Source organism: Mesorhizobium sp. WSM4810 (genome assembly GCF_055811235.1).
This window is the reverse complement of the sequence record NZ_JBVVQV010000001.1, coordinates 226,696-247,968: the sequence shown is the minus strand read 5'-3', so window position 1 is coordinate 247,968 and position 21,273 is coordinate 226,696. Positions and strand designations below refer to the sequence as shown.

Here is a 21,273-nt window from a genome sequence, read left to right as displayed (position 1 = left end):
CCACCCTCGCATTGTCGCTGATGTCTCACTGACCGTTTGCGCCGTCGATTAGCAGTCCGTCTTGATACCGCAACGCTCCATTCGCGACAGCGCCGGCGACCGCGGATAAAATCAATTGCCTTAATTGCGCGCTTGTGGCTTTGAAGCCCAGCATTCTCGAAACGCTCGTTGCGATTTCGTCCTCCGTCGCTCCGAGATTGGATCTCACCACCTCGATTGCTCCTTGGGCGAGTTCCTCCGACGAAATCATTTCGGGCTTACGCAAGCCAGGGGAAATGACACCATTGCGGTCGCGTAGCTGAATGGGGGCGCCGGGCTTGAAGCAGAAGTCACCCCGCCTTGCCACCGCTCCCCGCGCTTCGGCGACAACAAAACCGCGCTCGATTGCGTCCTGAATCCTACCGCCGGCCCGCTGTAGGCCCCACGCATCCCGGATACGCGAGACTACCTCGTCGAGATGGATTGGCGTCTCCGCAGCCACGACTTGCTCGACCAGCCCAGCCAGAAGACCGGTGGGCGTCTCGTGAAGTTCAAACTGCCCGGGTGGTCTCTGTACGCTGGCTTCCGCGTAGGCCCGATCTGGTGCCGCGGGCCCGTTCGTGGTTTCCAAGCCAATTTCTGTGACGTTACCTCGGTCGACCGTCACGACCTGTACGCCCGCAGCACGGCTTCGCTGGATTCCCAACTCTGCACGTTCAGTGAGCTCTCTTGTTGCAGCCTCGATCGCTGCCACGGTCCGCTCGAGCTGTTCTCGCGGACGCTGGAACCAGTCAGCGCTCCAGATGCGATGAATAATCCAGCCATGATCTTCAAGAACAGCCTGGCGCAGCCGATCCCGATCTCTGGCGGAGCGTGAGGAATGATACTCAGCACCGTCGCATTCGATACCGAGCAGATAGCGTCCTGGCCGCCCCGGATCGGCAATTGCCAGATCGATGAAGAAGCCCGCGATACCCACCTGTGCATGGACCTGATAGCCCCGTTCAGCCAACGCGTTGGCTACCTGCTCTTCAAAGATTGAATCCATCTCTCGGGTCGTCGTCTGCGCGAGCGAGATACGTCCAGTCCGCGCGTAGTGCAAAAAGAGCTTGAAGGCGAAGACCCCCTTCCCCTTCCCACGCTCAAGGTCGATGTCCTCATCTGTTATCGACGCATACACCTCACAGGCGCGCTTGGCTCGGCTTATGAGGACGTTGAGGCGACGCTCGCCACCTTCCGAACCGAGGGGGCCGAAGCGCATAGCCATGTAGCCTTGGGCATTCTTCGCGTACCCTACCGAGATCATGATCACGTCCCGCTCGTCGCCTTGAACGTTCTCCAGGTTCTTGACGAAAAACGGCTCACTCGGATGGGCGTGGAAGAAGTTCTCCGTATCCGGATTCAACCGCCGCAGCGCCTCAAGTTCGTCTTGGATCGCACGACGCTGGCTGACCGAAAAAGTCGCAACACCAAGAGACTCTTGCGGATTCGACTTCGCATGACGGATAATCGCTTCTGCTACAGCCCGCGCCTCGATCGGGTTCGTCCCTGTCCCGCCTGAATCGAACACTCCGTCCGGCACGTGATGGAACCGCAGCCCCATGCCGGCCTCTTGGGTATACGGACTTGGAACGATGAAGAGCCGGTTCTCGTAGAACTGGCTATTCGACACGGCGATGAGCGATTGATGTCGACTGCGGTAGTGCCAGCGAAGCATGCGCTGTGGTAAACCACGGGCCGTGAAGAGCCCGAGAATGCTCTCGATGTCAGCGACCTGCGCACCCTCGCCGTCGTCATCTTCTGATTGCGAGCCCGTCATCTTCGCAAAGAATGTCGTCGGCGGCAGCTGGCGTTCATCACCAACGACGACCACCTGGTTCGCCCTGGCGATTGCGCCGAGTGCGTCCACCGGCTGGATCTGAGACGCTTCGTCCATAACCAGGAGGTCGAACGACATTCGACCGGGCGACAAGAACTGCGCCACCGAAAGTGGGCTCATCATGAATACCGGCTTCAAAGCCTGGACAGCGGGCCCTGCCCTCAGCATCAACTGCCGGATAGGCATATGGCCTCTTTTGCGCGCAATCTCAGATCGAAGCAGACCGACAGGCCCAGCTCCGCCATCCCTTGATGGGATCTTGCGATGATGCGCGGTCACTACCTCGATGGCGCTAGCCTTGATCCTCTGCCGGTCCAAATCCGCAAAGTCGCGGACAGCCCTCGAATGTAGCTCTCCGTCGAACCTCCCGAGCTCCGGCTCCTTATTCGCCATCGCCGTCAGCATTTTCTCGTAAAAGGCCATGTCGAAGACCGATCGCGCCGATGCGGTTGGAACCTGGCCGTTTGCCAGGCCGCCGATCAACTGTCCTAGTCCCGCCTTTTGGGCGCTCTCAGATCGTTCTTCGTATGCAACCCATTTCGAGAGCTGTTCCTGATGCTCGACCCAGCCCTCCAATCGGGCAATCAACTCGGCAATCACGACCTCAGAGAAATCGCCTACTCCGAACAAAGACGAAGCATCAGCTTTCAAATCCTCCGCAAGCGCCTTCAACTGCAGCGCCGCGGCTTGGGCCGCTTCTCGCGTTGCACGAGCCGATTTTGCGATCTCGACCCTGTCGGGTAGACGCGCGACCAGATGTCGGAGTGCGCTATTGTTTTTCAACCAGAGCTCGGCCTGCGTAAGCGCGGCCCAGTCGGATCCTCGCCCGAGCCAAGACGAGCCAAATGCGGTCAGGCCCAGGCCGTGAGCGGCATCGATCTGTTGAGCAAGCTTCTGTAGGGCGCCCAGTCGTCGCACGAATTCCACCCGACCGGATAACTGATCAGGCACGCTGGCTAGAACCTCTCGAGACGCTTCGTCCGCTTGAGCCACGGATCGCGCCTTCACTTCCATCAGCTGCAGTGAAGCCCTTTCGGCGGAGGCCACGTCACCCAGCATGGACGGCGCGAGGTGGCCGAGATCGTTCCAGAAACCCTCGATCATCGGCCGGCCGATATCGATAACCTTGCGAACCCGGAGCGCCCGCGCGCCCGCTTCGGAGCGCTCGGCCATCCGACCAGCGATAAGTCGCGGTTCCGAGCCAAGTCCCCTCAGCGTGCGCATCCATTCCACTAGGGCTAAGAGCGGTGCCGACGAGGATTTCTCCCGGCGCCAATCTGCTCCGAAGGCGCAACGACCAAAGGCGTCACCATCACGAACCCTGGTGGCTGCCGCTTGCCCCTTCATCAACACGTCTAGGAGACGCACTGTCTCCGTCGACGGCGCGTTAGGATCGGCTAGAAGGGACCGCAGAAGGGCTTTGGCGCGACGGTAGTCGCCGCTCAATGCCTTCAACAGGCCCGTATGAGTGGCGAGGGCTTGCCTTGTCGGTGCTACATCCGTATTCCAGGCAGCATCGACAACCTTGCCCTTCAGCTCTGCTTGGACCGCCTCAAGCGTCGCGACGCTCTCGGCAAGGTCCGCCGCTTGTTCAAGTCCTGAGTCCCAAACGGTCGCGGCAAACGCTTCGGGGCTTGCGTCAGGGGCAGCCGCAACCCTCTCCCCCGTCACGATCAATCTAACCAGCCCTGCCAGCGTGTCCGGTACAACCGTTGATCCCAGCTCCTGGTTCAACCGCTCCGCTTCATCCCGCAAGCGCGGGAGCAGAACGGTCAGCTGGTGCGCACGGACAAAACCGTCTTTCGGGAATTCTGATGGCAGCTTTGCAAGCTCTGCCTCGAGATCTTCAATTGGGGTGTCGATCGCCGTCGCCGCCAAATGCTGCGAAACGTCTTCGAATTTGCGGGCGAAATCCGATCCTGTCCAAAGAAGCGATGAGATCTCCTTAGGATGGTCATCCCACACCGGCGAGACCAACGCGTGGGCGGGGAGCTCTGGTGCGGACGCGAGCAGTTCTGCGCGATCTTCTATGTCGCCGCTGTCGCTTAGAATTCGCGAAGGCTCGGCCTCGATCCGCGCGGCAATGTCGATCAGTTTTGCCTGCACAGCTTTCGCTTGATCGAGCAACGACCCGACGCGCGGGACGAGCCGCTCGACCGTGGTTGGCAGCACGACATCCAGGCCTACCCCTCTCCAAGGATGGTGGATGGGTAGCCCGATTTCGTTGATCCGTTGAGAGACCTCGTCGAGCAGCTTCCGGCGTGACGAAACGCCTTCACTCGTCCAATCGGTGGCACCTTCTAGCTCGATATCTACGGGTTTTTGCCCGTTCTGCCTGAGTCGGGTTAGCTGGCCGAAAACCTGGTAGGGCGTCAGGGCGGACGCGCCGAACGGAACATGCATCCGGTCGGCATGCGCATTGAGCTTGTCGCGCGCCTGCGACAACTCATCGGTGAGCGCAGACGGGAATTGTCCTCGAGGCGATCCGAGCTGCCAGGTACGACGCAGCTCCTCCAGCATCATGCGCTTGTTCGCCTTGTTGCTGTGGAGTTCCAGACACGCGTCCCCTACCCCGGCATTGTCGAGGCGGCGCTTCACGACCTCCAGCGCGGCCATTTTTTCGGCAACGAAAAGCACGGTCTTTCCGTCGGCCACGGCCGACGCGATAACGTTTGCAATAGTCTGCGATTTTCCTGTGCCGGGGGGACCTTGGATCACAAGGTCGCGTCCCTTTCTTACGTCGTGGATCGCGAGCGTCTGGGAACTGTCGCTGTCGACGATATGCAACATCTCCGCAGGCGCGATGTGCGGATCAATCGCGATATCATCCGACATCAACGGCTCGCGTGCTTCAAAGCCATCTGAAAGGAGGGAGCGGATCTTCGGCTGCTCGATGATCTTGGAGCCCTCGGGCCAGATCTCGGGGTCAAGATCCCGGTACATCAAGAATTTCGCGAACGAGAAGAAGCCCAGCACCATGTCGTCCCGGAGCACCTCCCAACCCTCCTTGGTTGATACCGCTTCGGCCACTGCATCGAGATACTTTGAGACGTCGAAGTCGTCTCCCGCATCGAAGCTCGGCATGGCGAGCTTGTGCAAGCGATCCAAATAGAGCTCGAGCGATAGATTCGCGCTCTGATCCTCCGGCCTGGCGCGTAACCGGAACTTCTCCCCGGCCGCTCCCCGCTCGAGTCGGACCGGCACCAAAATGAGCGGAGCTTGACGGATGTTTTCTTTGTTGTTCGGGTCGATCCACCTGAGCATTCCCAGAGCTAGAAAAAGGATGTTGACGCCCTGCTCCTCTTCTAGCGTCCTGGCATCGTGGTAGAGGTCAAGGAGCCGACGTTGCAGACCGGTTGGGGTCATTCGCGTCTGGAGCTTGGTGTCAGAATGTCGCGCAGACACCCCCCTATCTTCGACCTCGTTGTCCTCCGGCTGAGCAAGGGAGATGGGGGAGTAGTCAACCTCGTCGTCCCCAGCTTTGCTTTCCTGGCCCGCCTTCGGCCTGTCAGGCTTGCCTGCGAGGAAGGTAAATGCCTTCCCTTCGTTCACAAGGAGTCGATAAATCTCGGACGACCTTTCATCGACGATGTCGATCGTTTTCGCACTCTTCGAAAAACGGGGCACGTTCAAAAGGCGATTACGTGCGGAGAGGTCGAGCAACTCCATCCTGGCGCGCTCGAGCTTCTCCTTTAGCGGTAGATCGCTTTGGAGGACTGACTTTTCGGATTCTGACAATTATGCCCCCACTCCCAGAGCCGAACACATAGATCCTGCGCAACGGCAGCCGCAACAAAAAAGTTATCCGCATTTCGATAATACTGTTGGCGCTGTGCGGTCCGCAGCATTGTGAAATGGGATACGTCGGTTATTTGATTTGAGCTAGTGCCTCAACTTCGAGAGATCCTGTGGCCGGAAGACCGCACCGCAATTCGATATCCGGCGCAAACGAAGGCAGTCGGTCATTTTTGACACTGAGGCGATGTCGTCCCGCTGAAATCAGCAGAGCTTGTCACTAGTGACAAAATCGCGATCGCAATCTCACCCACGATTTTCGGAATGTCGGCTTCTGGGAACGGCCCAAAATGGTCTCGAAGACCGATATGCGGCGCATACCAGACATTCAGCAGCTGACCGTCTGCGCGCCGGTCGTATCATCCCTTCCACATCGTCGATCGAAGAACAGCATGCATATGCTCTGCGAAGGTCGAGTTCGCCGCGCGCCTCGATCTCTAAAGATAGTGGGCCTTGGCGAGGCGATCCGCTTCCTTAACCGTAGGATAGCCGCAGATGGCGAGCAGCGCCCTCTCCTCTTTCTGGCTGGCACTGACGCGGTCGCGACTACTGCCGCCCGTTTCGTGCAAAGCTTCGCCGAAGGACGCGTATGCTGTCTTGTGCATCTCAATCAGCGTTTGCAATTTATTGGACCGTTCTGGGTCTTGGCCCGGCGGCTCTATGCCGAGTGCAGTTGTCGCACCGTCGAGGCGACGAGTGCGCTGCCGAAGTGGAAGAGCAAGGCGCGGCGGTTGATCCTGGAGGTGGCGAACTCTTAGTTCGAGGGTAATGGAGGCGCTTCCATTGAGGCCGTGAAGCCTATGCATCCGCAGTGCGGCGGGGAGCGCCAGCCGACAAGCCTGCGCTCGGCCGCCATCCCGCGGCCGACGCTGGCCCTCGCCGAAGCCGCAACGACGAGTGCCCAGGCAGCCGTGCCGACCGCCGATCGCGAGTCACCGTAGGCCAGGTCGACGAGATTCTTACGTTGAGCATCCACCAGCTCAGCAGCCTGCCGGCCAGAGGTCACCGAAGGGACACGCGTCACCCCCCCGAGAATTGGGTTTTCTGTCGAGTGTCTCGCTGCCGTCTCTGACTACGCCCCCTCCCGGCCCCAAGCCTCCTCAGCTGCTGGCCGAGCCGCCGCACACTGCATTAAGCCACGGAAATCGGTGAGAAATCCCGGTTCTTGCAATGTGCAGTAAACATTGCAAGATTAGCTTCCAAGTTATTGAAAAACACCCGCCCGATCGTAGCGCAATGTGCGGCCTTTGTGCCGATCAAGAGCGCCGAGCAGATCGATCTTCAAGCCCTGCAGCGGGTTCGCCAGCAGGCTCATCGGTCACCGCACCGCAGTCATCGACCAGCTTCGCGGCTTCCTTCGCGCGCGGGGTCATCGCACCGCAAGGGCCTGCGAGACTGCGCCAGATGCCGCCGTCTGTGTTGGCTCAGCGCACCGATGTGCTTTCGCTGCGCATGGTCCGTCTAGTCGAGAAATTGGCGCAGGACTGGCGTCGGTCGGACGATCTAATTGACGCAATGACCGGCAAAATCCAGACGCTCGCGCGCCAGAACGAAAGCTGACAACGGGTGTGGGCGTTCCGGGGATCGGCCCCTTGCTCGACGCTGCGGCCGGAGATGGGGACTGGCGACATGTCCCGCCGATAACGGAAGCGACGCCGGCGATCATCGCTGGTCTCGGACTAGTCCAGTTCGCCAGATTGAGCTCATGCGGTCGCTGTGCTGCATCAAGAACTGCGTTGCGTAAGTCGCCATTGCAGCCACGTTTGCGATAGTAGCCGCTTTGAAATGCCCGCCAATTTGCGCACACGCCGCAGCTTGGCGCCAGTCCTTTTGCGCCACTGGGCCGACCGACGGGATGGCGTCACGCGGCTGACATGGTGCCCTTCAAGCGACTGAGTAAGGATTTGAAGGCTGCTCTCTTCGTAGCAGGTCAGGACCGAAGACGTGGGCGCCTCATCGGCGACACCGGGCTCTAATAGTGGTGCGCGCATCAAGGCGCCATCCGAAACAAATCAGTCTAGCGGACACAACAACGTCTTATCGCTGGCTCGCCGATTATTCACCCTGTTCCAAGTTACGTTGTATCTACCGGTAAATTTTGCTGCAAACGCCAGCGTCGCATGTCAAGATGGGTTGCTGAGGGTGGGGACTTGCATATGAACACGGCAATGAGCCAGAAACTGGCGAGCTATGGCCAGTGGACGTATCGCGGTGCGTGGGCACTTGAAATCGTCGCGGCGATCATGGGTCTAGCAACCGGCGTGGCTCTGAGTTACCGCGGCTTTGTTGCCAATGAGGCGGCGGACTCAATGGACCTTGTCCTTGCAAGTGCCCCGTTCTTTATGATCGCGATTGCTGAGCTGACGAAAATCCCGATCGCAACGCTTCTGTTCGGCGCCTCGTGGTTTTGGAAACCTGTTATCCTGGCGTTTCTGCTCGTATTGGCCGGCATCACTTTTGAGACAGTGCTTCTCGGGTTGGAGCGTGCCAGCACTATGCGCGAGATGCAGTATGCCAACTTCGCCAACCAAACTAACGCACTCCAGCAAGAGAGCGAAAATCTCAAGGCGGCAGCCGAAAGCTTGCGAAACACTGACGACGAGGCAAAGGCCCGAAGCGATCTGGAGCAGCTCAGTGGATTGGCTGACACCGAGCGCGACAAATTGCGTGCACGGATAACAGACGTTGACCAGGAGCTGCAGGCCGCAACCACCCTTTCACCAGCGGCGGCGCGAGCCAAGGAGTATCTCCAGGAGAAACAAGCAGCGCTGAGTGCGCTCGTGGAACGGCGCGATCGAGAGATCAAGGACGCCGTGGAGCAATTCGAGCGACAGCGGGATAGCTACGTTGATCGCATAAAGAGCGCACGCGAAACCGGCGACCTTGCATCGGTGCAACGCAACGAAGACGGGCTGAACAAGTTGACTAACCCGCGGCCCAGAAAAGAGGCCGAATTCGCGCCGAAATTGGCCGAAGTGGAGCCGGCAGTCGCCGCGGCCCGCGCTGAATATGAGAGGCTGCGAAAAGATAGTCCTGCGATGACCCCCCAAGACAAACAGCGCCTTGAGGCTAGGCGCAATGATCTGGAGAAACTCTACGACGGCACCGCTGCCGATTGGGACCGTAAGCTTGACGAAGCACGTGCTGCGCTAGCAGCCGCTCAGGAAGCCGCAACTCGCAAGTCAGAGACACTCGCTAAAAACCAGCAGCGGCAAGACGCCATCGCGGCGGAACTGAGCCGTCTGGAAACAGAGCGCCTCCCGCTCGCTCGCAACGATCAGATCCGTAGGCTGGCAGCTCGCTGGTATGGGGTGAAGCCAGAGGACGTTACAGACGCTCAGGCCGGGACGGTGTCGACGATCTGGTTCGCCTCGCTTGCATTCATCGCGGCACTAGCGGGGCCGATCACAGCCATGGTCGCGCTGGCCTTACAACGCATCGGCGCACGGGCCGACGTTCAGCGCGAAAGCAAACTCTCGCGTTTGCTACGCCGAATGCTGCTACGGTGGCGGTGGCGCCGTGTCAGGAAAGTAACCGTGCAGGTGCCGGTCGACAGAGAGGTCGAAAGGCGCATCGAGGTTCCTGTCGAAGTCGAGAAGGTCGTCAAAGAGATTCTCTATGTTCCCGTCCTTACTGACGACCCGGAAGCGCTACGCCGGGCGTTGGATCGGGAACTCCCCCCGGAAGTAGTCGATCTGGTAAAGGTTTCTGCAAGAGGCAAAACGACAGCATAGAGAGGGCTCTAGAAGGCGAACTGCAATCAGACTTTGACGAGCCGACAAAGGGGCGAAACGGGGTATTAGACGTGCTCGTACGACATAACACCAAGCTTCTCGAACAAGCGATCGATCTGCAGGTCAAACGGTCGGCCATTCCAACTCTGCAGGCAGAAGCAGCTGCGCACGATATGATCGCCCGGGCCAATGCATTTCGGCGAATGGCTACCGGCGCTGCCATCGCCGTGGCCGCTGTTGGGATCGGTGTAGGTGTATGGCTGGTCTTTGATCGCGACCGTTCGGTGAACCAACCGGAGCCGCCGATCGCTCAAAAAGAACCGTCAAACCCGAACGAGAACCAGCCAAAAGAGACGAAGAAACCAGAAGACAGAATTCCGGGTGGCGAGACAATCGCCGAGGAGGGAAAGACAGACAAGCCGAAGTCGCCGTCAATCGAGCAACCGCCACTGCCGCCCGCAGACCCAGCCAATCCAGATACGTTCGATTTCGTAAAGTTCGCCAATCGCCAAGTGACTTACGCTGGCAGCACTTGGCAACTCGAGTCCGGTCATCATTTTGACAGTGAGAAAGACCCAACTTGGGATACGGCTTGGTGCTACACGCGGGGGCTGGCCAACACCGGAGTCGAGGTCCAGGTACGGCTTGTCAACAGACCCTCGCCTAGATCGATGCCGCAGGCGCCGGTGTCATCAATCCAGACACTCGCATCGGTGGGCCTTGACGACAATTCGGCGCGAGAACTCGCCAGCCGTTGCCTTTGGCTCGACGAGGCCAGTTTCGCGCCAAGCGATTTCAACATGGACCAGGAGCGGAAGGACGCAGCAACCGCGGCCGAACAACTTTTTGTGCAGGACGGATGGGACGCGATGGGAAACGATCTGCCGGGTATGCCCGCTTGGAATGTCTCGCTTGAACAGTGCCAGGCCCAATGCGAGGCAGATCGCAGCTGCTTAGCACTCACCTACGACAAGAAGCACGCCGCTTGTTTCATGAAAGATAATGCGTCGATTCTGGTTAGGAATCCTGACGCAGTGATGGCGGCGAAGGGAGCCATCAAGGCAAATCTCCAGTACTCTAGCCTCGTCTTCGCCAAGGACACAGTAGTCATTGGAGCGGCTTACGCGAATGTGCGGAGCAGCTATGCCGACTGCGTAGTGGCCTGCGCCGCTGACCAGAGATGTCTAGGCTTCAATTTTGACGGTCCGAACAAGATGTGCGCCATGCTCGACAACGTGACATCATCGTCTCCCTTCAAAGGCGTGACGTCGGGCGTTAAAGCCACCCGCAGTTGAATTGGGACCGGCCCGACGGCAATGACGGCAATGACGGGAATGGTGCCTTCACGGAATGTCGAACCTCTTCTGGATTCGACAACAAAAGCCAAATAGCGCATGATCTTGCCTGGGGTTGGGGAAATTCATTCATGGGCGTGCGCGAATTTTCGTGCTTGTTGTGCGCGGTGCTCTTCTCGGGCTGCGCAGCCGACTACTTGAACCACTACGATACGGTAACGCTCGCGGCTGGCGACGCGGGCCATGCAAATCTGTTCCTCCAAACGGTCGACCCGTTCAATCCCAACAGCCAGAACACGCTTATCGAAGGGGATGGCGCGCGCGCTGCAGCAGTCGTCAATAGGTATCGAGGGGTGTCGTCAGCGCCGATGCAATCGTCACGGCCGGACGGCGGCGATTTGGATTGCGCAGGCGGCAATGGAAACAATCCCGTCGTGGTTGGCCCGGTGAAGATCACCAACGGTGATCCCAATAAACTGGACCGCGATCACGACGGCGTCGGGTGCGAGTAGGGGCGGCGGACGTTGGACAGCTCTCGCTACGACAATCGATCTGCCCAGTGGCGCAAATGGACTGGCGCCAAGCTGCGGCGTGTACGCAAATTGGCGGGCATTGCAAAGCGGCTGATTATTGTAACCGTGGCTGCGATGGCGGCCTACGCAACGCAGTTCGTCGTGCAGCACAGCGACCGCATGCCTGAGCTCAATCTGGCGAACTGGACCAGCCCGAGCCCCGCGCCGATCGCCGGTGTTGCGTCGGTGATCGATGGGGACACCATCGAAATTCATGGACAGCGGATTCGTTTTAACGGAATCGACGCGCCAGAAAGCCAGCAGTATTGCAATGACGCCAAGGGCTTCGAGTATGCCTGCGGGCGCCGAGCCGCCGAAGCACTGGACAAGTTCCTGGGGGCCTCGATGCCGGTGCATTGCAGCTTCGTCACTTGGGACCGCTACGGCCGTTTTGTCGGCGACTGCCGGCGCGCCGACGGCGCACGCGTTACCGCCTGGATGGTCGAGCATGGCCATGCGCTCGACTGGTTTCGCTACAGCCATGGCGCGTATGCAGCGCAGCAGACCAAAGCCGAGAAGGCGAAGGTCGGCCTGTGGGTCGGAACGTTTCAGGAGCCATGGAATTGGCGCGCTGAGCATGCGGATGGTCAGCAGCCGGCCGTCAGTCAACCTCTCGGCATCATCGGCCGCCGGCAGGTAGCGCAAAGCTACTCATGTCAGCCGCGGCGGACTTGCTCGCGAATCGGCTCCTGCGACGAAGCCCAATGGTATCTCAGCAATTGCCCATGGGGCCGCAAGTTGGATCGTGATGGCGACGGCGTTGCATGCGAAACGCTCTGTTAGAGAACGACAAACGGCCGTGGAATTTTGGCTGACTGAATAATTTGGGTGGGAGGGTAAATGGAAATCGGCCGGCGTGCCGCAGCTTCGGCCGCGGTAGTTTTTGCCCTTGCAAGCGCATCATGCACAACGTCCGAAGAGGCGCTGAACAAGAACCCCCAGGCAGTGAGCACGTCCGCGCTTTGCAGATCATATGCCACGGCGAGTAATCAAGGCTTCCGGGACGATCTCTATACGGAGCTTGCTCGGCGGTCGGTGACGCCACAGCAATGCGCCGACATGATCCGAAAGCAGAACCAGGCGATCGCCGCCGGTGTGGCGATCGCCGCGGTAGGCGCTGCCATTGCGGTATGCTCGAACAACAACTGCGGCGGCGGCGGATATGTCAGGCCGAAATATTATCAGGGTGCCGATTGGGATGAATTCTACAACCAGTACGGCCAATTGGTTTGGGCGTGCCGCGATATCTCTAGCGGGCAGTTCGTCGATTACGGCAACTGCTACGGCAAGGCGCAAACGGATTGGCGTTGGCCTGCAAAGTACGCTTGATGAATGGTTTTCTTGAGGGAGGAAGGGAGAGGTTTTAGTGGAAGACAAATTTTACAATCGCGTTGGCGGTGATCGCATCTCATCGCGTCAAGTCGACGAACTCATCGGACTCGCGCGCGGCCTGGCCGCGGATGGAACCATCAACAAGGCCGAGGTCGAATTCCTTCAAAAATGGCTGGCGGCGAATGCGGAGATCAGCAATCAGCCACTCATCCGAACCTTGTATCGGCGCATCAACGATATTCTCGCAGACGGCGTGCTTGATTCGGATGAACACGCCGAACTTCTGGACACGCTAAACAGCTTTTCGAATCGTGATTTCGAACTTGGGGAGGTGCTAAAGCCGACAACGCTGCCACTCTGCATACCGGCCCCAACTTTGACCTTCGCCGGTCGGCTATACTGCTTCACAGGCACATTCAATTTCGGTCAGCGAAAACACTGCGAACAGGCCATTGCAGATCGTGGTGGCTTCGCGGGAAGTCTTAGCCAGAAGACACAGGTTTTGGTGATAGGGGCCTATGCCACCGAATCGTGGAAACATTCGTCATTTGGCGACAAGATCGTCAAGGCCACCGACTGGCGCGACCAGGGATTGCCAATCTCGATTGTGGCCGAGAGCCATTGGGCTAGCTTTCTCTGAGAGCGGAAGTTCACGGCATGGACCTTAGACGAGGGTTTTCCCGGCTATGGTGGGCCTTCTCGGTGCCGTGGATGGGCTTGGTCCTGGCACGATAACTTGTCTTGTTTGCTGGGCTTGATCTCACCGGCAAAAGCCCTTGGTGTAGCACCGGGCTTTATCTGCCGGTTAGGCCTAACATTGAAACGGAGTGCCAATGGCGGTTGCCGGGGGTATGGCCCTCGTCATGTGGGTAGCCGCCGGTTTGAATGCCGAACTGACTTATCCCCAATGTGCCGGCAAAGCACGTCGGATTTGGTGACCATGTGGGACCGTATGGGAAGACAGCCAGCGGGGTGCTGGAAAACAAGCTAAACTATTGCTTTTATTGACGCCCACGAATTTCAGTGGAGAGGAAGAGCAACGCGCTTTTCTGGTTAAGGACCGTCGACGAGCTTATGACACGAACCTACGCCAAGTGTTTCAATTATTGGTTTTTCTGGCCTGAAGCGCGGTCACAGTGCCTTCGCGACGCTCGCGGCAGCTTCCATGGGGCCGCTTCTCCACTATTGCCGCCGCCGTCCGGTGGGCGTCCAGATGGACCGGAAGAGGAAGATCCAGATGAAGCGTTAAGCGTGCTGCGGTCGCCATCGGGAATCTTGGAAAGTGCAATATGGGCGGCTCTCTATGGCGAACGACTTGCCGGAACCCTATGCCCGCCGACCAAACGGGGTAGAGGCCGGTTGCGTTGCGACGAGTTTATTAATCTTCTGCAATCATGTGCCATTCCCGGGTCTGGCAAGCATTGAGAAAAATTCCCAGTCGGTCCTGAGTGTCTGTAATGGCGCCCCTTCGAGGTTCCCTCGTTCGTAAGCAAGGATATGTGGTCGCAATTGATGGCGGTACACGGTCTCGGTAAGTTGCGCGATGGTTGCCCAACAAGGCAATCCTCCCGTTACGAAATGGTCAAACCGCAGCAGTTTTCAGATTTGGATACGTTCGAAATTGAGCAGCCTGGCCTGTTTCCGGTTCTGCCACATATCGGGTCGCGTCGGGTGATGCGAACTGTTCGCCGCTCGCAGCTGCGAGAAATCGTCCCTTTATCGGATACGACAATCTACGAAATGGAGCAACGTGGCGAGTTCCCACGACGCTTCAATCTGACCCCTCGCTGTGTTGTTTGGGATCTGGCGGAGGTGGAGGCCTGGGTACAGGCAAGGCGAAACGCATCGTCTGCCGGTACTATCGAAATCGCCCCAGGTCCAGACGTGCGGTCGCGCAAGACGAGGCCTGTCAAATCGGATCGAGAATGATCGCCGCCCCGGCCGCAGGCTGGAGTACGGGCGTGTGCTTCTTGCCTGCCGCCCAGGCCTCAACCATGTCAGCCCATTCCTGGAGCATATGACGGCGCTGCGGCTCATATTCAGCCTTGTTATAAACACCGCGCGAGGTACGGCTGTCTTCGTGGGCAAGGCATTTTTCGATCCAGTCGCGATTGAATCCGATCTCGTTTAGGAGTGTCGAGCTGGTCCGCCGTAGATCGTGCACTGTAAAGGGCGCAAGCGGCAATTCTTGTTTTTTTGCGCGGTCGACAATGGCCATGGTGACCCGATTGAAGGTGGCGCGCGACATGGGTTCGTCGGCGTCATAGCGAGATGGCAGCACGTATCGCGAGTTCGCTGCGCAAGTCTTGAGCGCAATTAGGATATCGAGGGATTGGCGGGACAGGTAGACGTTATGCGGCTTTTTCCGTTTCATTCGCTCTTTGGGAATGCTCCAAACAGCGTTCTCAAAATCGACCTCGTCCCACGTCGCGTCCAGCAGCTCACCCTTCCGAACCATCGTGAGCAGGATCAGCTTTAGGCCGAGCCGTATCGTCGGCAACGTAGGCACATTTTCCAACTCGTTCAGCATGATTCGGATTTCTGCGGGGGACAATGCTCGGTCTTTTGCCTCGAACGTGGCAATCGAGGCCGGTCCTACCTCGTCCGCTGGATTGGGAATCTTCTCGCCGTGCAGAATTGCATGACCATAGATCTGCTTAACAATATCCCGGACATGAATGGCTGTTGCCGGCGCGCCGCGGTCGCGCACCTTTGCGCAGAGCGCCCGCAAGTCGTCAGCTGTTATTTCTGTGAGGAGTCTTTTGTCCCAAATCGGCAAGATGTCTCGATCGAAGATGGCTTTTCGCATTGAGCGCGTGCTATCCGCCATCTTGGCCTCCTTAAACCAGCCCCCGCCGGCATCGCCGAAGATGGCCATTGCAGACAGGCGCCGCTTTTCACGCTGCTTTTCATGCGCCGGCGATTGTCCGGCTGCCACCATTTTTCGAGCGGCAATGCAGCGGTCGCGCGCCTCTGCTAGCGAGATGCCACCCTCACCATAGCGGCCCAGCGTGACTGTCTCTCGCCGACCATTCATTCGGTAGTCGTATCGGAACGAGATCTGCCCTGCGGGGGACACCGTGGCGTACATACCGTCACGATCAGCGACCTTGTATATTTTGTCTTTTGGTTTTAGCTTCTTAAGTGCAATGTCAGTGAGCATGGCGAGGACAATCTAAGCGCGTTTCCACATATCCAGCGCCAGATTTTACCGTCATCGATTTTACCGTCAAGTCCCAATCATATCGTCGAAAGTTCAATGGCTTACCTAGAGATTAGCTAACGTACTAGGAAGCGAGGTCGTGACGGTACTAGCTTCAAGGGAGGATGATGAGAGAAGGGATGCCGTCAGGCTTACCGCCAAATGATTCCGCTTGTGGGCGATAGTCAGCGATAGGCAAAGAGAGGAAAACTATTTAAATTCAATGAGCTAACTGTATGCCGCCGATAGCCACCGAATGCTGGCGAACGACCGAGCTTCATTCCCACTCGATTGTGCCCGGCGGCTTGCTCGTCACGTCGTAGACGACGCGGTTGATGCCGCGCACCTCGTTGATGATGCGGGTGGCGGCGGCGCCGAGGAACGCCATATCGTAGTGGTAGAAATCCGCCGTCATGCCGTCGACCGAGGTGACGGCGCGCAGCGCGCAGACGAATTCATAGGTGCGGCCGTCGCCCATGACGCCGACGGTCTGCACCGGCAGCAGCACGGCGAAGGCCTGCCAGATGGCGTCATAGAGGCCGGCCTTGCGGATTTCGTCGAGATAGATGGCATCGGCCTCGCGCAGGATCTCCAGCTTTTCGCGGGTGATGCCGCCCGGGCAGCGGATGGCAAGACCGGGTCCGGGAAACGGGTGCCGGCCGACGAAGCTGTCGGGCAGGCCGAGCTCCTTGCCGAGCACCCTAACCTCGTCCTTGAACAGTTCGCGCAGCGGCTCGACCAGTTGCATGTTCATGCGCTCGGGCAGGCCGCCGACATTGTGGTGCGACTTGATCGTCACCGACGGGCCGCCGGTGAAGGAGACGCTTTCGATGACGTCGGGATAGAGCGTGCCCTGCGCCAGGAAATCGGCGCCGCCGAGTTTCTCGGCCTCTTCCTCGAACACCTCGATGAACAGCCGGCCAATGGTCTTGCGCTTCTTTTCCGGATCCGACTCGCCCTCGAGCGCGCCGATAAAGCGGTCCGAGGCGTCGACCAGGATGAGCGGCAGATTGTAGTGCTGGCGAAACATCTCCACCACGCCTGATGCCTCGTCCTTGCGCATCAGCCCGTGGTCGACAAGGATGCAGGTGAGCTGGTCGCCGACCGCCTCGTGGATCAGAAGTGCTGCGACCGAGGAATCGACGCCGCCCGAAAGCGCGCAGATGACCTTGCCCTTGCCGACCTGCTTGCGGATCGTCTCGACCGCGTGCTCGCGGTAGGCGCGCATCGTCCAGTCGCCTTCGATGCCGGCGATCTTGTGGACGAAGTTTTGCAGCAGCCGGGCGCCGTCCGGCGTGTGCACCACTTCGGGGTGGAACATGATGCCGTACATCTTGCGCTCGACATTGCCGAAGATGGCGAAGGGCGAGCCTTCCGATTTGCCGAACACCTCGAATCCCTTGGGCAGCGAGATGACGCGGTCGCCATGGCTCATCCACACCTGATGGCGCTGACCGGGCGCCCACAGGCCCTCGAACAGCGGGCTGTCCTTCTGGATCTCGACGAAGGCACGGCCGAATTCGCGATGGTCGGAGCTTTCGGCGACGCCGCCCATCTGCACGCACATGGCCATCTGGCCGTAGCAGATGCCGAGCACCGGCACGCCGGCGTCGAAGACAATCTGCGGCGCGCGCGGGCTGCCGATGTCGCCGGTCGAGGCCGGGCCGCCGGAGAGGATCACCGCCTTCGGATTGATGCGCCTGAACGCCGCTTCGGCCGACTGGAACGGCACGATCTCGGAAAAGACGCCGGCCTCGCGGATGCGCCTGGCGATGAGCTGCGTGAACTGGCTGCCGAAATCGACAATCAGGACGGTGTCTGGCAGGACGGTGTCTGGCAGGACGGTGTCGGGACGATTGGCTATCTTCATGGCGAGCGTTTAGAGAAAGAAACGAGTCGGCGCAATGGGTTGCGAAGGCGTCTCTCTCACTCCGTTTCCGCGTCATGCGATGGTCCAAACTGCAGCGCATCGGAGCCGATCGCCTGTTCCAGCCGCGTCACCGCATCCGCCAGCTTCTCGTCGATGACATGGAGATACTCCTTCCAGTCCCCGACATGCCTGAGATCGGCAGCCCCGTCGGAAATGCCGCGCAGGCCGACGAGCGGCACGCCGAACAATTGGCAGGCACGCAGGCAGGCGAAGGTCTCCATATCGACCATGTCCTCGCCAATCGCATCATAGGCGCTGCCGGAGATGATCGCCGCGCCCGTCGACAGCGTCGCCTCGCCTATGCCTGGAATCCTGAACGGCAGCGGCACCGTCACCGGCAGGTCGAGAAACGGCGTCGCGCCCTTCTCGAAGCCCAATGGCGAGGCGTCGATGTCGCGGTAGGCGACCGAAACGGCCTGGTAGATTTCCGTTTGTTCCAGTGTCCGGCTGCCGGCCGAACCGAGCGACACGACGAGATCCGGCAGCGCCTTTTCAGATTTGAGCCATGACAGTTCCGCGCCCAGCCTGACACCCGCTTCGACCGGCCCCACCCCTGTCATGACAGGGGTGAACAGCCGCTGCAGATGCGGCCCGTATTCGGCCTGCGCCGCCATCACGAAGAGGACGCCCCTGCCGGCAATTCTGACGGCCTTGCGCATCGGATCAGCCTTCGATCCCATCGCGACCGACCACCGTCATCATCGTTCCAGTCATGGTGGCGATCAGCTTGGCCTCGCCGTCGACGGCGAAGGCATAGGCCTGGCCGTCGGCAACGATGATGGTGCGGCCGGGCTTGGTCACCGAGCCGCGGAACAGAAAACGCTCGCCCCGGCCCGGCGCCAGCAGATTGACCTTGAACTCGATGGTCAGCACACTGGAGCTTTCCGGCATCAGCGAGAACGCGGCATAGCCGCAGGCCGAGTCCAGGGCCGTCGAAATGACGCCGGCATGGAGGAAGCCATGCTGCTGAGTCAGCGCCGCCGAATAGGGCATCTCGATCTCGATGATGCCCGGCGTCACCAACGTCAGCTCGGCGCCGATCGTCATCATGGCGTTCTGGCGCGCGAAGGACGTCCTGACACGATCCTCATAATTGGGGGCGGGTACGATCTCTGCTGCCATAGCCTGTCACGCTCCTGTCAGAAAAGCTTATTGCAGAGGTATGAGCGGCAGGCAATCGCTATTGCTGCACTGCAGCAATCAGCCCGCCGGCAAGGTTCAGCCATCCTGGCGCAGTGCGCAGACATAAAACCCATCGGTACCGCTCAACGCCGGCGACAGCGAAATGCCGCCTGCGCCGATACGCGCTGCCGCCTCGTGGCCCGGAAAACGGCTGTCCCAGAGCTGGCGGTGATCGACCGGGACAAAGCCGCTGTTACGATCCCTGAAGGCAGCGACCTGCTCGCCATTCTCCTCGTCGAACACCGAGCAGGTGATGTAGACCAGCAGCCCGCCCGGTTTGACGAAGGTTTTGGCGACATCGAGGATCGCCGATTGCTCGACCTTGCGCGCATCGAGCTGCTTCTGCGTCAGCCGCCATTTGGCATCGGGCCGGCGCCGCCAGGTGCCGCTGCCGGTGCAGGGCGCGTCGACCACGACGATGTCCATGTGGCCCGCGAGGGGGCTTAGTTCCGTCGGCTTGGTGACGATTTGCACGTTGCGGTTTTCCGAGCGGCGGATGCGGTCGAAAATCGGCGCCAGCCGCGCTTTTTCGGAATCATGGGCAAAAACCTGGCCGCGATTGTCCATCGCCGCCGACAGGGCCAGCGCCTTGCCGCCGGCTCCGGCACAGAAGTCGAGAACCTGCATCCCGGCCTCGGCGCCAGCCAGCGTGGCGGCAATCTGCGAGCCTTCGTCCTGGACCTCGAACCAGCCTTTCTGGAAGGCCGGTTCGGCCTGCACGTTCGGGTGCCTGCCGTCGCTCGCGATCGGCGGAATGCGGATGCCGTGCGGCGCAATTCGTGCAGCCTTGGCGCCGGTCTCGGCCAGTTCGGCGAGCACCTTGTTGCGATCGGCCTTCAGCGTGTTGACCCTGAGGTCGAGCGGCGGGCGGGTCGCCAGCGCCGCACCTTCATCGACCCAGCTGGCACCGAAGGCCTGCTCGAACAACGGTTCGCACCAATCCGGAATATCGGCGCGCACCGCCGGCGGCGCATCGTTTACCTGGCGGTCAGCGATGGCCTTCAGTTCATCGTCGTTCAACAGCGGCGGCGCAAACTTGTCACCGTCGAGCGCTTCGTTCAACGACTGCGCCGTCTGGTTCCATTCAAGCAGCAGCGCGCCAAAACCGATGGCGCGCGGCGTATCTTCGCCCAACAGCCAGCCGGCCGAGCGCTTTCGCCGCAGCGCGTCATAGACGATGTTGCCGATCGCGGCGCGATCGCCGCCGCCGGCGAAGCGGTGCGACAGCCCCCAATCCTTCAGTGCATCGGCGACCGGCCGGTGCCGCCGGCCGATATCCTCCAGCACTTCGATGGCTGCTGCCAGCCGTCCGCCCAGTCGCATCTTGTGATTCCGTTACTCAGCAAAATCAATTCCGGGGTCCTGCTCTAAAGCGCGCGACCGGCGCGCACAAGCGGGGAGAATCCTGGAGGCAGAGGGCAGTCGCTTCAAGTTTGCGCTGCCCCTCACCCTTACCCTCTCCCCGTGAGAACACCAGATCAAACGCAGCTCTCTTGATATCAGCGACCCTCGCATTGCTATGCTTTCAAACTTTTGAAGTTGCGATAGTCTTCCGCTGCGTGATTCGCCAAGAACTGCAAGCGGATCGGCGGGAAATTACAAGGAGAGGGCAATGAAGACTTACCTCGCGGAAGTTCTAGGCACATTTCTACTGGTGTTCATCGGCACGGCTTCGGTGGTGACGGGCGGCTTCGGCGGCGCGCTGCCGCTCGGCCAGGAAGGCATCGGTCTGGCATTCGGCATCGGCCTGATCGCGGCGGCTTATGCGATCGGCCCGATCTCGGGTGCACATCTCAACCCGGCGGTGACGCTCGGCGTGTTCCTCGCCGGCCGAATGGAGGCCAAGAACGTCATCCCCTACTGGATCGCGCAGGTCATCGGCGCCATCATTGCGTCGCTGGCGCTGTGGATCATCGTCTCCGGGCAGGTCGGCGGCCATACCGGCGGCTTCGGCGCCAATGGCTGGGATGCGACGAAGTGGGGTCTCAGCTCGGCGTTCCTGTGGGAACTGATCGGAACCTTCACCTTTGTCACGGTCATCCTCGGCGTCACCAGCGGCAGCCACGCGACGGCCTTTGCCGGCCTCGTCATCGGCCTGACGCTGGCAGGACTGCACTTCGCCATCATTCCGGTGACCGGCACATCGCTCAATCCGGCCCGCTCGATCGGCCCGGCGCTGTTTTCGGGAGGTGCGGCGATCGGCCAGCTCTGGCTGTTCATGGTCGCACCGCTGATCGGCGGCGCCATCGCCGGCGTGGTCGCCAAGACCCGTATCTTCGAGAAGGACTGACAGGCTTTGGTCTGACAAAAAGGCGCGGGACCCGGCCCGCGCCTTTTTGTTTGAGGTTCGAAAAACTTATCCAGGCGGGACGC

General features: G+C 59.9%; 15 protein-coding genes. 9 read left to right on the top strand and 6 right to left on the bottom strand.

Going from position 1 to position 21,273, the window contains the following annotated elements; translation table 11 throughout:
• Positions 1 to 25: 25 nt before the first annotated feature.
• Complete coding sequence (locus AC0L3O_RS01185) at positions 26 to 5,527, bottom strand: DUF3320 domain-containing protein (protein WP_473614526.1); 5,502 nt, start codon at positions 5,525 to 5,527, stop codon at positions 26 to 28.
• A gap of 416 nt (positions 5,528 to 5,943) precedes the next feature.
• Here AC0L3O_RS01185 and AC0L3O_RS01180 point away from each other — a divergent pair, with 416 nt between their 5' ends.
• The 8 genes from AC0L3O_RS01180 (at position 5,944) to AC0L3O_RS01145 (ending at position 14,515) form a co-directional block, all read left to right on the top strand.
• Positions 5,944 to 6,411, top strand: a complete 468-nt coding sequence (locus tag AC0L3O_RS01180) for a hypothetical protein (protein WP_473614525.1) — start codon at positions 5,944 to 5,946, stop codon at positions 6,409 to 6,411.
• A gap of 1,410 nt (positions 6,412 to 7,821) precedes the next feature.
• Complete coding sequence (locus tag AC0L3O_RS01175; protein WP_473614523.1) at positions 7,822 to 9,387, top strand: hypothetical protein; 1,566 nt, start codon at positions 7,822 to 7,824, stop codon at positions 9,385 to 9,387.
• A 71-nt stretch (positions 9,388 to 9,458) separates the two neighbouring features.
• The gene (locus AC0L3O_RS01170; protein ID WP_473614522.1) at positions 9,459 to 10,682 is read left to right on the top strand and encodes a PAN domain-containing protein; all 1,224 of its coding nucleotides are present in this window, start codon (positions 9,459 to 9,461) and stop codon (positions 10,680 to 10,682) included.
• 131 nt (positions 10,683 to 10,813) lie between these two features.
• A complete protein-coding gene (locus tag AC0L3O_RS01165) occupies positions 10,814 to 11,194 on the top strand; it encodes an excalibur calcium-binding domain-containing protein (protein WP_473614520.1) in 381 nt (126 codons plus the stop codon).
• 12 nt (positions 11,195 to 11,206) lie between these two features.
• The gene (locus AC0L3O_RS01160; RefSeq protein WP_473614519.1) at positions 11,207 to 12,037 is read left to right on the top strand and encodes a thermonuclease family protein; all 831 of its coding nucleotides are present in this window, start codon (positions 11,207 to 11,209) and stop codon (positions 12,035 to 12,037) included.
• Between the two features lie 57 nt (positions 12,038 to 12,094).
• Entirely contained in the window at positions 12,095 to 12,583 is a 489-nt protein-coding gene (locus tag AC0L3O_RS01155; protein ID WP_473614518.1) for a hypothetical protein, read from the top strand.
• Between the two features lie 37 nt (positions 12,584 to 12,620).
• Positions 12,621 to 13,226 carry a BRCT domain-containing protein gene (locus AC0L3O_RS01150; RefSeq protein ID WP_473614516.1) on the top strand — a complete coding sequence of 202 codons (606 nt, stop codon included), beginning with the start codon at positions 12,621 to 12,623 and terminating at the stop codon, positions 13,224 to 13,226.
• Positions 13,227 to 14,083: 857 nt separating this feature from the next.
• Positions 14,084 to 14,515 (top strand): helix-turn-helix transcriptional regulator, encoded by a 432-nt coding sequence (locus AC0L3O_RS01145; RefSeq protein WP_473614515.1) that lies wholly within the window; start codon positions 14,084 to 14,086, stop codon positions 14,513 to 14,515.
• On the opposite strand, the gene AC0L3O_RS01140 is transcribed toward AC0L3O_RS01145, so the two are convergent.
• The 5 genes from AC0L3O_RS01140 to AC0L3O_RS01120 form a co-directional block, all read right to left on the bottom strand.
• Positions 14,496 to 15,749, bottom strand: coding sequence for a tyrosine-type recombinase/integrase (locus AC0L3O_RS01140; protein WP_473614514.1), 1,254 nt, complete (start codon positions 15,747 to 15,749; stop codon positions 14,496 to 14,498). The two genes, AC0L3O_RS01145 and AC0L3O_RS01140, sit on opposite strands and share 20 nt — an antisense overlap.
• A 316-nt stretch (positions 15,750 to 16,065) precedes the next feature.
• Complete coding sequence (guaA, locus tag AC0L3O_RS01135) at positions 16,066 to 17,658, bottom strand: glutamine-hydrolyzing GMP synthase (protein WP_023800374.1); 1,593 nt, start codon at positions 17,656 to 17,658, stop codon at positions 16,066 to 16,068.
• 56 nt (positions 17,659 to 17,714) lie between these two features.
• Positions 17,715 to 18,377: a 5'-methylthioadenosine/S-adenosylhomocysteine nucleosidase gene (locus AC0L3O_RS01130; RefSeq protein WP_128166197.1), complete on the bottom strand. Its 663-nt coding sequence runs from the start codon at positions 18,375 to 18,377 to the stop codon at positions 17,715 to 17,717.
• 4 nt (positions 18,378 to 18,381) lie between these two features.
• Complete coding sequence (locus AC0L3O_RS01125) at positions 18,382 to 18,840, bottom strand: PaaI family thioesterase (protein ID WP_023800372.1); 459 nt, start codon at positions 18,838 to 18,840, stop codon at positions 18,382 to 18,384.
• 96 nt (positions 18,841 to 18,936) lie between these two features.
• A complete protein-coding gene (locus tag AC0L3O_RS01120; protein WP_473614512.1) occupies positions 18,937 to 20,223 on the bottom strand; it encodes an RsmB/NOP family class I SAM-dependent RNA methyltransferase in 1,287 nt (428 codons plus the stop codon).
• A gap of 289 nt (positions 20,224 to 20,512) precedes the next feature.
• On the opposite strand from AC0L3O_RS01120, the gene AC0L3O_RS01115 reads away from it, so the two are divergent.
• Positions 20,513 to 21,190, top strand: a complete 678-nt coding sequence (locus tag AC0L3O_RS01115; protein WP_473614511.1) for an aquaporin — start codon at positions 20,513 to 20,515, stop codon at positions 21,188 to 21,190.
• Positions 21,191 to 21,273: the final 83 nt, after the last annotated feature.

Coding starts and splice junctions, on each gene's coding strand:
- AC0L3O_RS01185 (WP_473614526.1), bottom strand. CDS start 5,527: ATGGAGTTGCTCGACCTCTCCGCACGTAATCGCCTTTTGAACGTGCCC.
- AC0L3O_RS01145 (WP_473614515.1), top strand. CDS start 14,084: ATGTGGTCGCAATTGATGGCGGTACACGGTCTCGGTAAGTTGCGCGAT.
- AC0L3O_RS01175 (WP_473614523.1), top strand. CDS start 7,822: ATGAGCCAGAAACTGGCGAGCTATGGCCAGTGGACGTATCGCGGTGCG.
- guaA (WP_023800374.1), bottom strand. CDS start 17,658: ATGAAGATAGCCAATCGTCCCGACACCGTCCTGCCAGACACCGTCCTG.
- AC0L3O_RS01130 (WP_128166197.1), bottom strand. CDS start 18,377: ATGCGCAAGGCCGTCAGAATTGCCGGCAGGGGCGTCCTCTTCGTGATG.
- AC0L3O_RS01165 (WP_473614520.1), top strand. CDS start 10,814: ATGGGCGTGCGCGAATTTTCGTGCTTGTTGTGCGCGGTGCTCTTCTCG.
- AC0L3O_RS01155 (WP_473614518.1), top strand. CDS start 12,095: ATGGAAATCGGCCGGCGTGCCGCAGCTTCGGCCGCGGTAGTTTTTGCC.
- AC0L3O_RS01140 (WP_473614514.1), bottom strand. CDS start 15,749: ATGCTCACTGACATTGCACTTAAGAAGCTAAAACCAAAAGACAAAATA.
- AC0L3O_RS01115 (WP_473614511.1), top strand. CDS start 20,513: ATGAAGACTTACCTCGCGGAAGTTCTAGGCACATTTCTACTGGTGTTC.
- AC0L3O_RS01120 (WP_473614512.1), bottom strand. CDS start 20,223: ATGCGACTGGGCGGACGGCTGGCAGCAGCCATCGAAGTGCTGGAGGAT.
- AC0L3O_RS01180 (WP_473614525.1), top strand. CDS start 5,944: ATGGTCTCGAAGACCGATATGCGGCGCATACCAGACATTCAGCAGCTG.
- AC0L3O_RS01125 (WP_023800372.1), bottom strand. CDS start 18,840: ATGGCAGCAGAGATCGTACCCGCCCCCAATTATGAGGATCGTGTCAGG.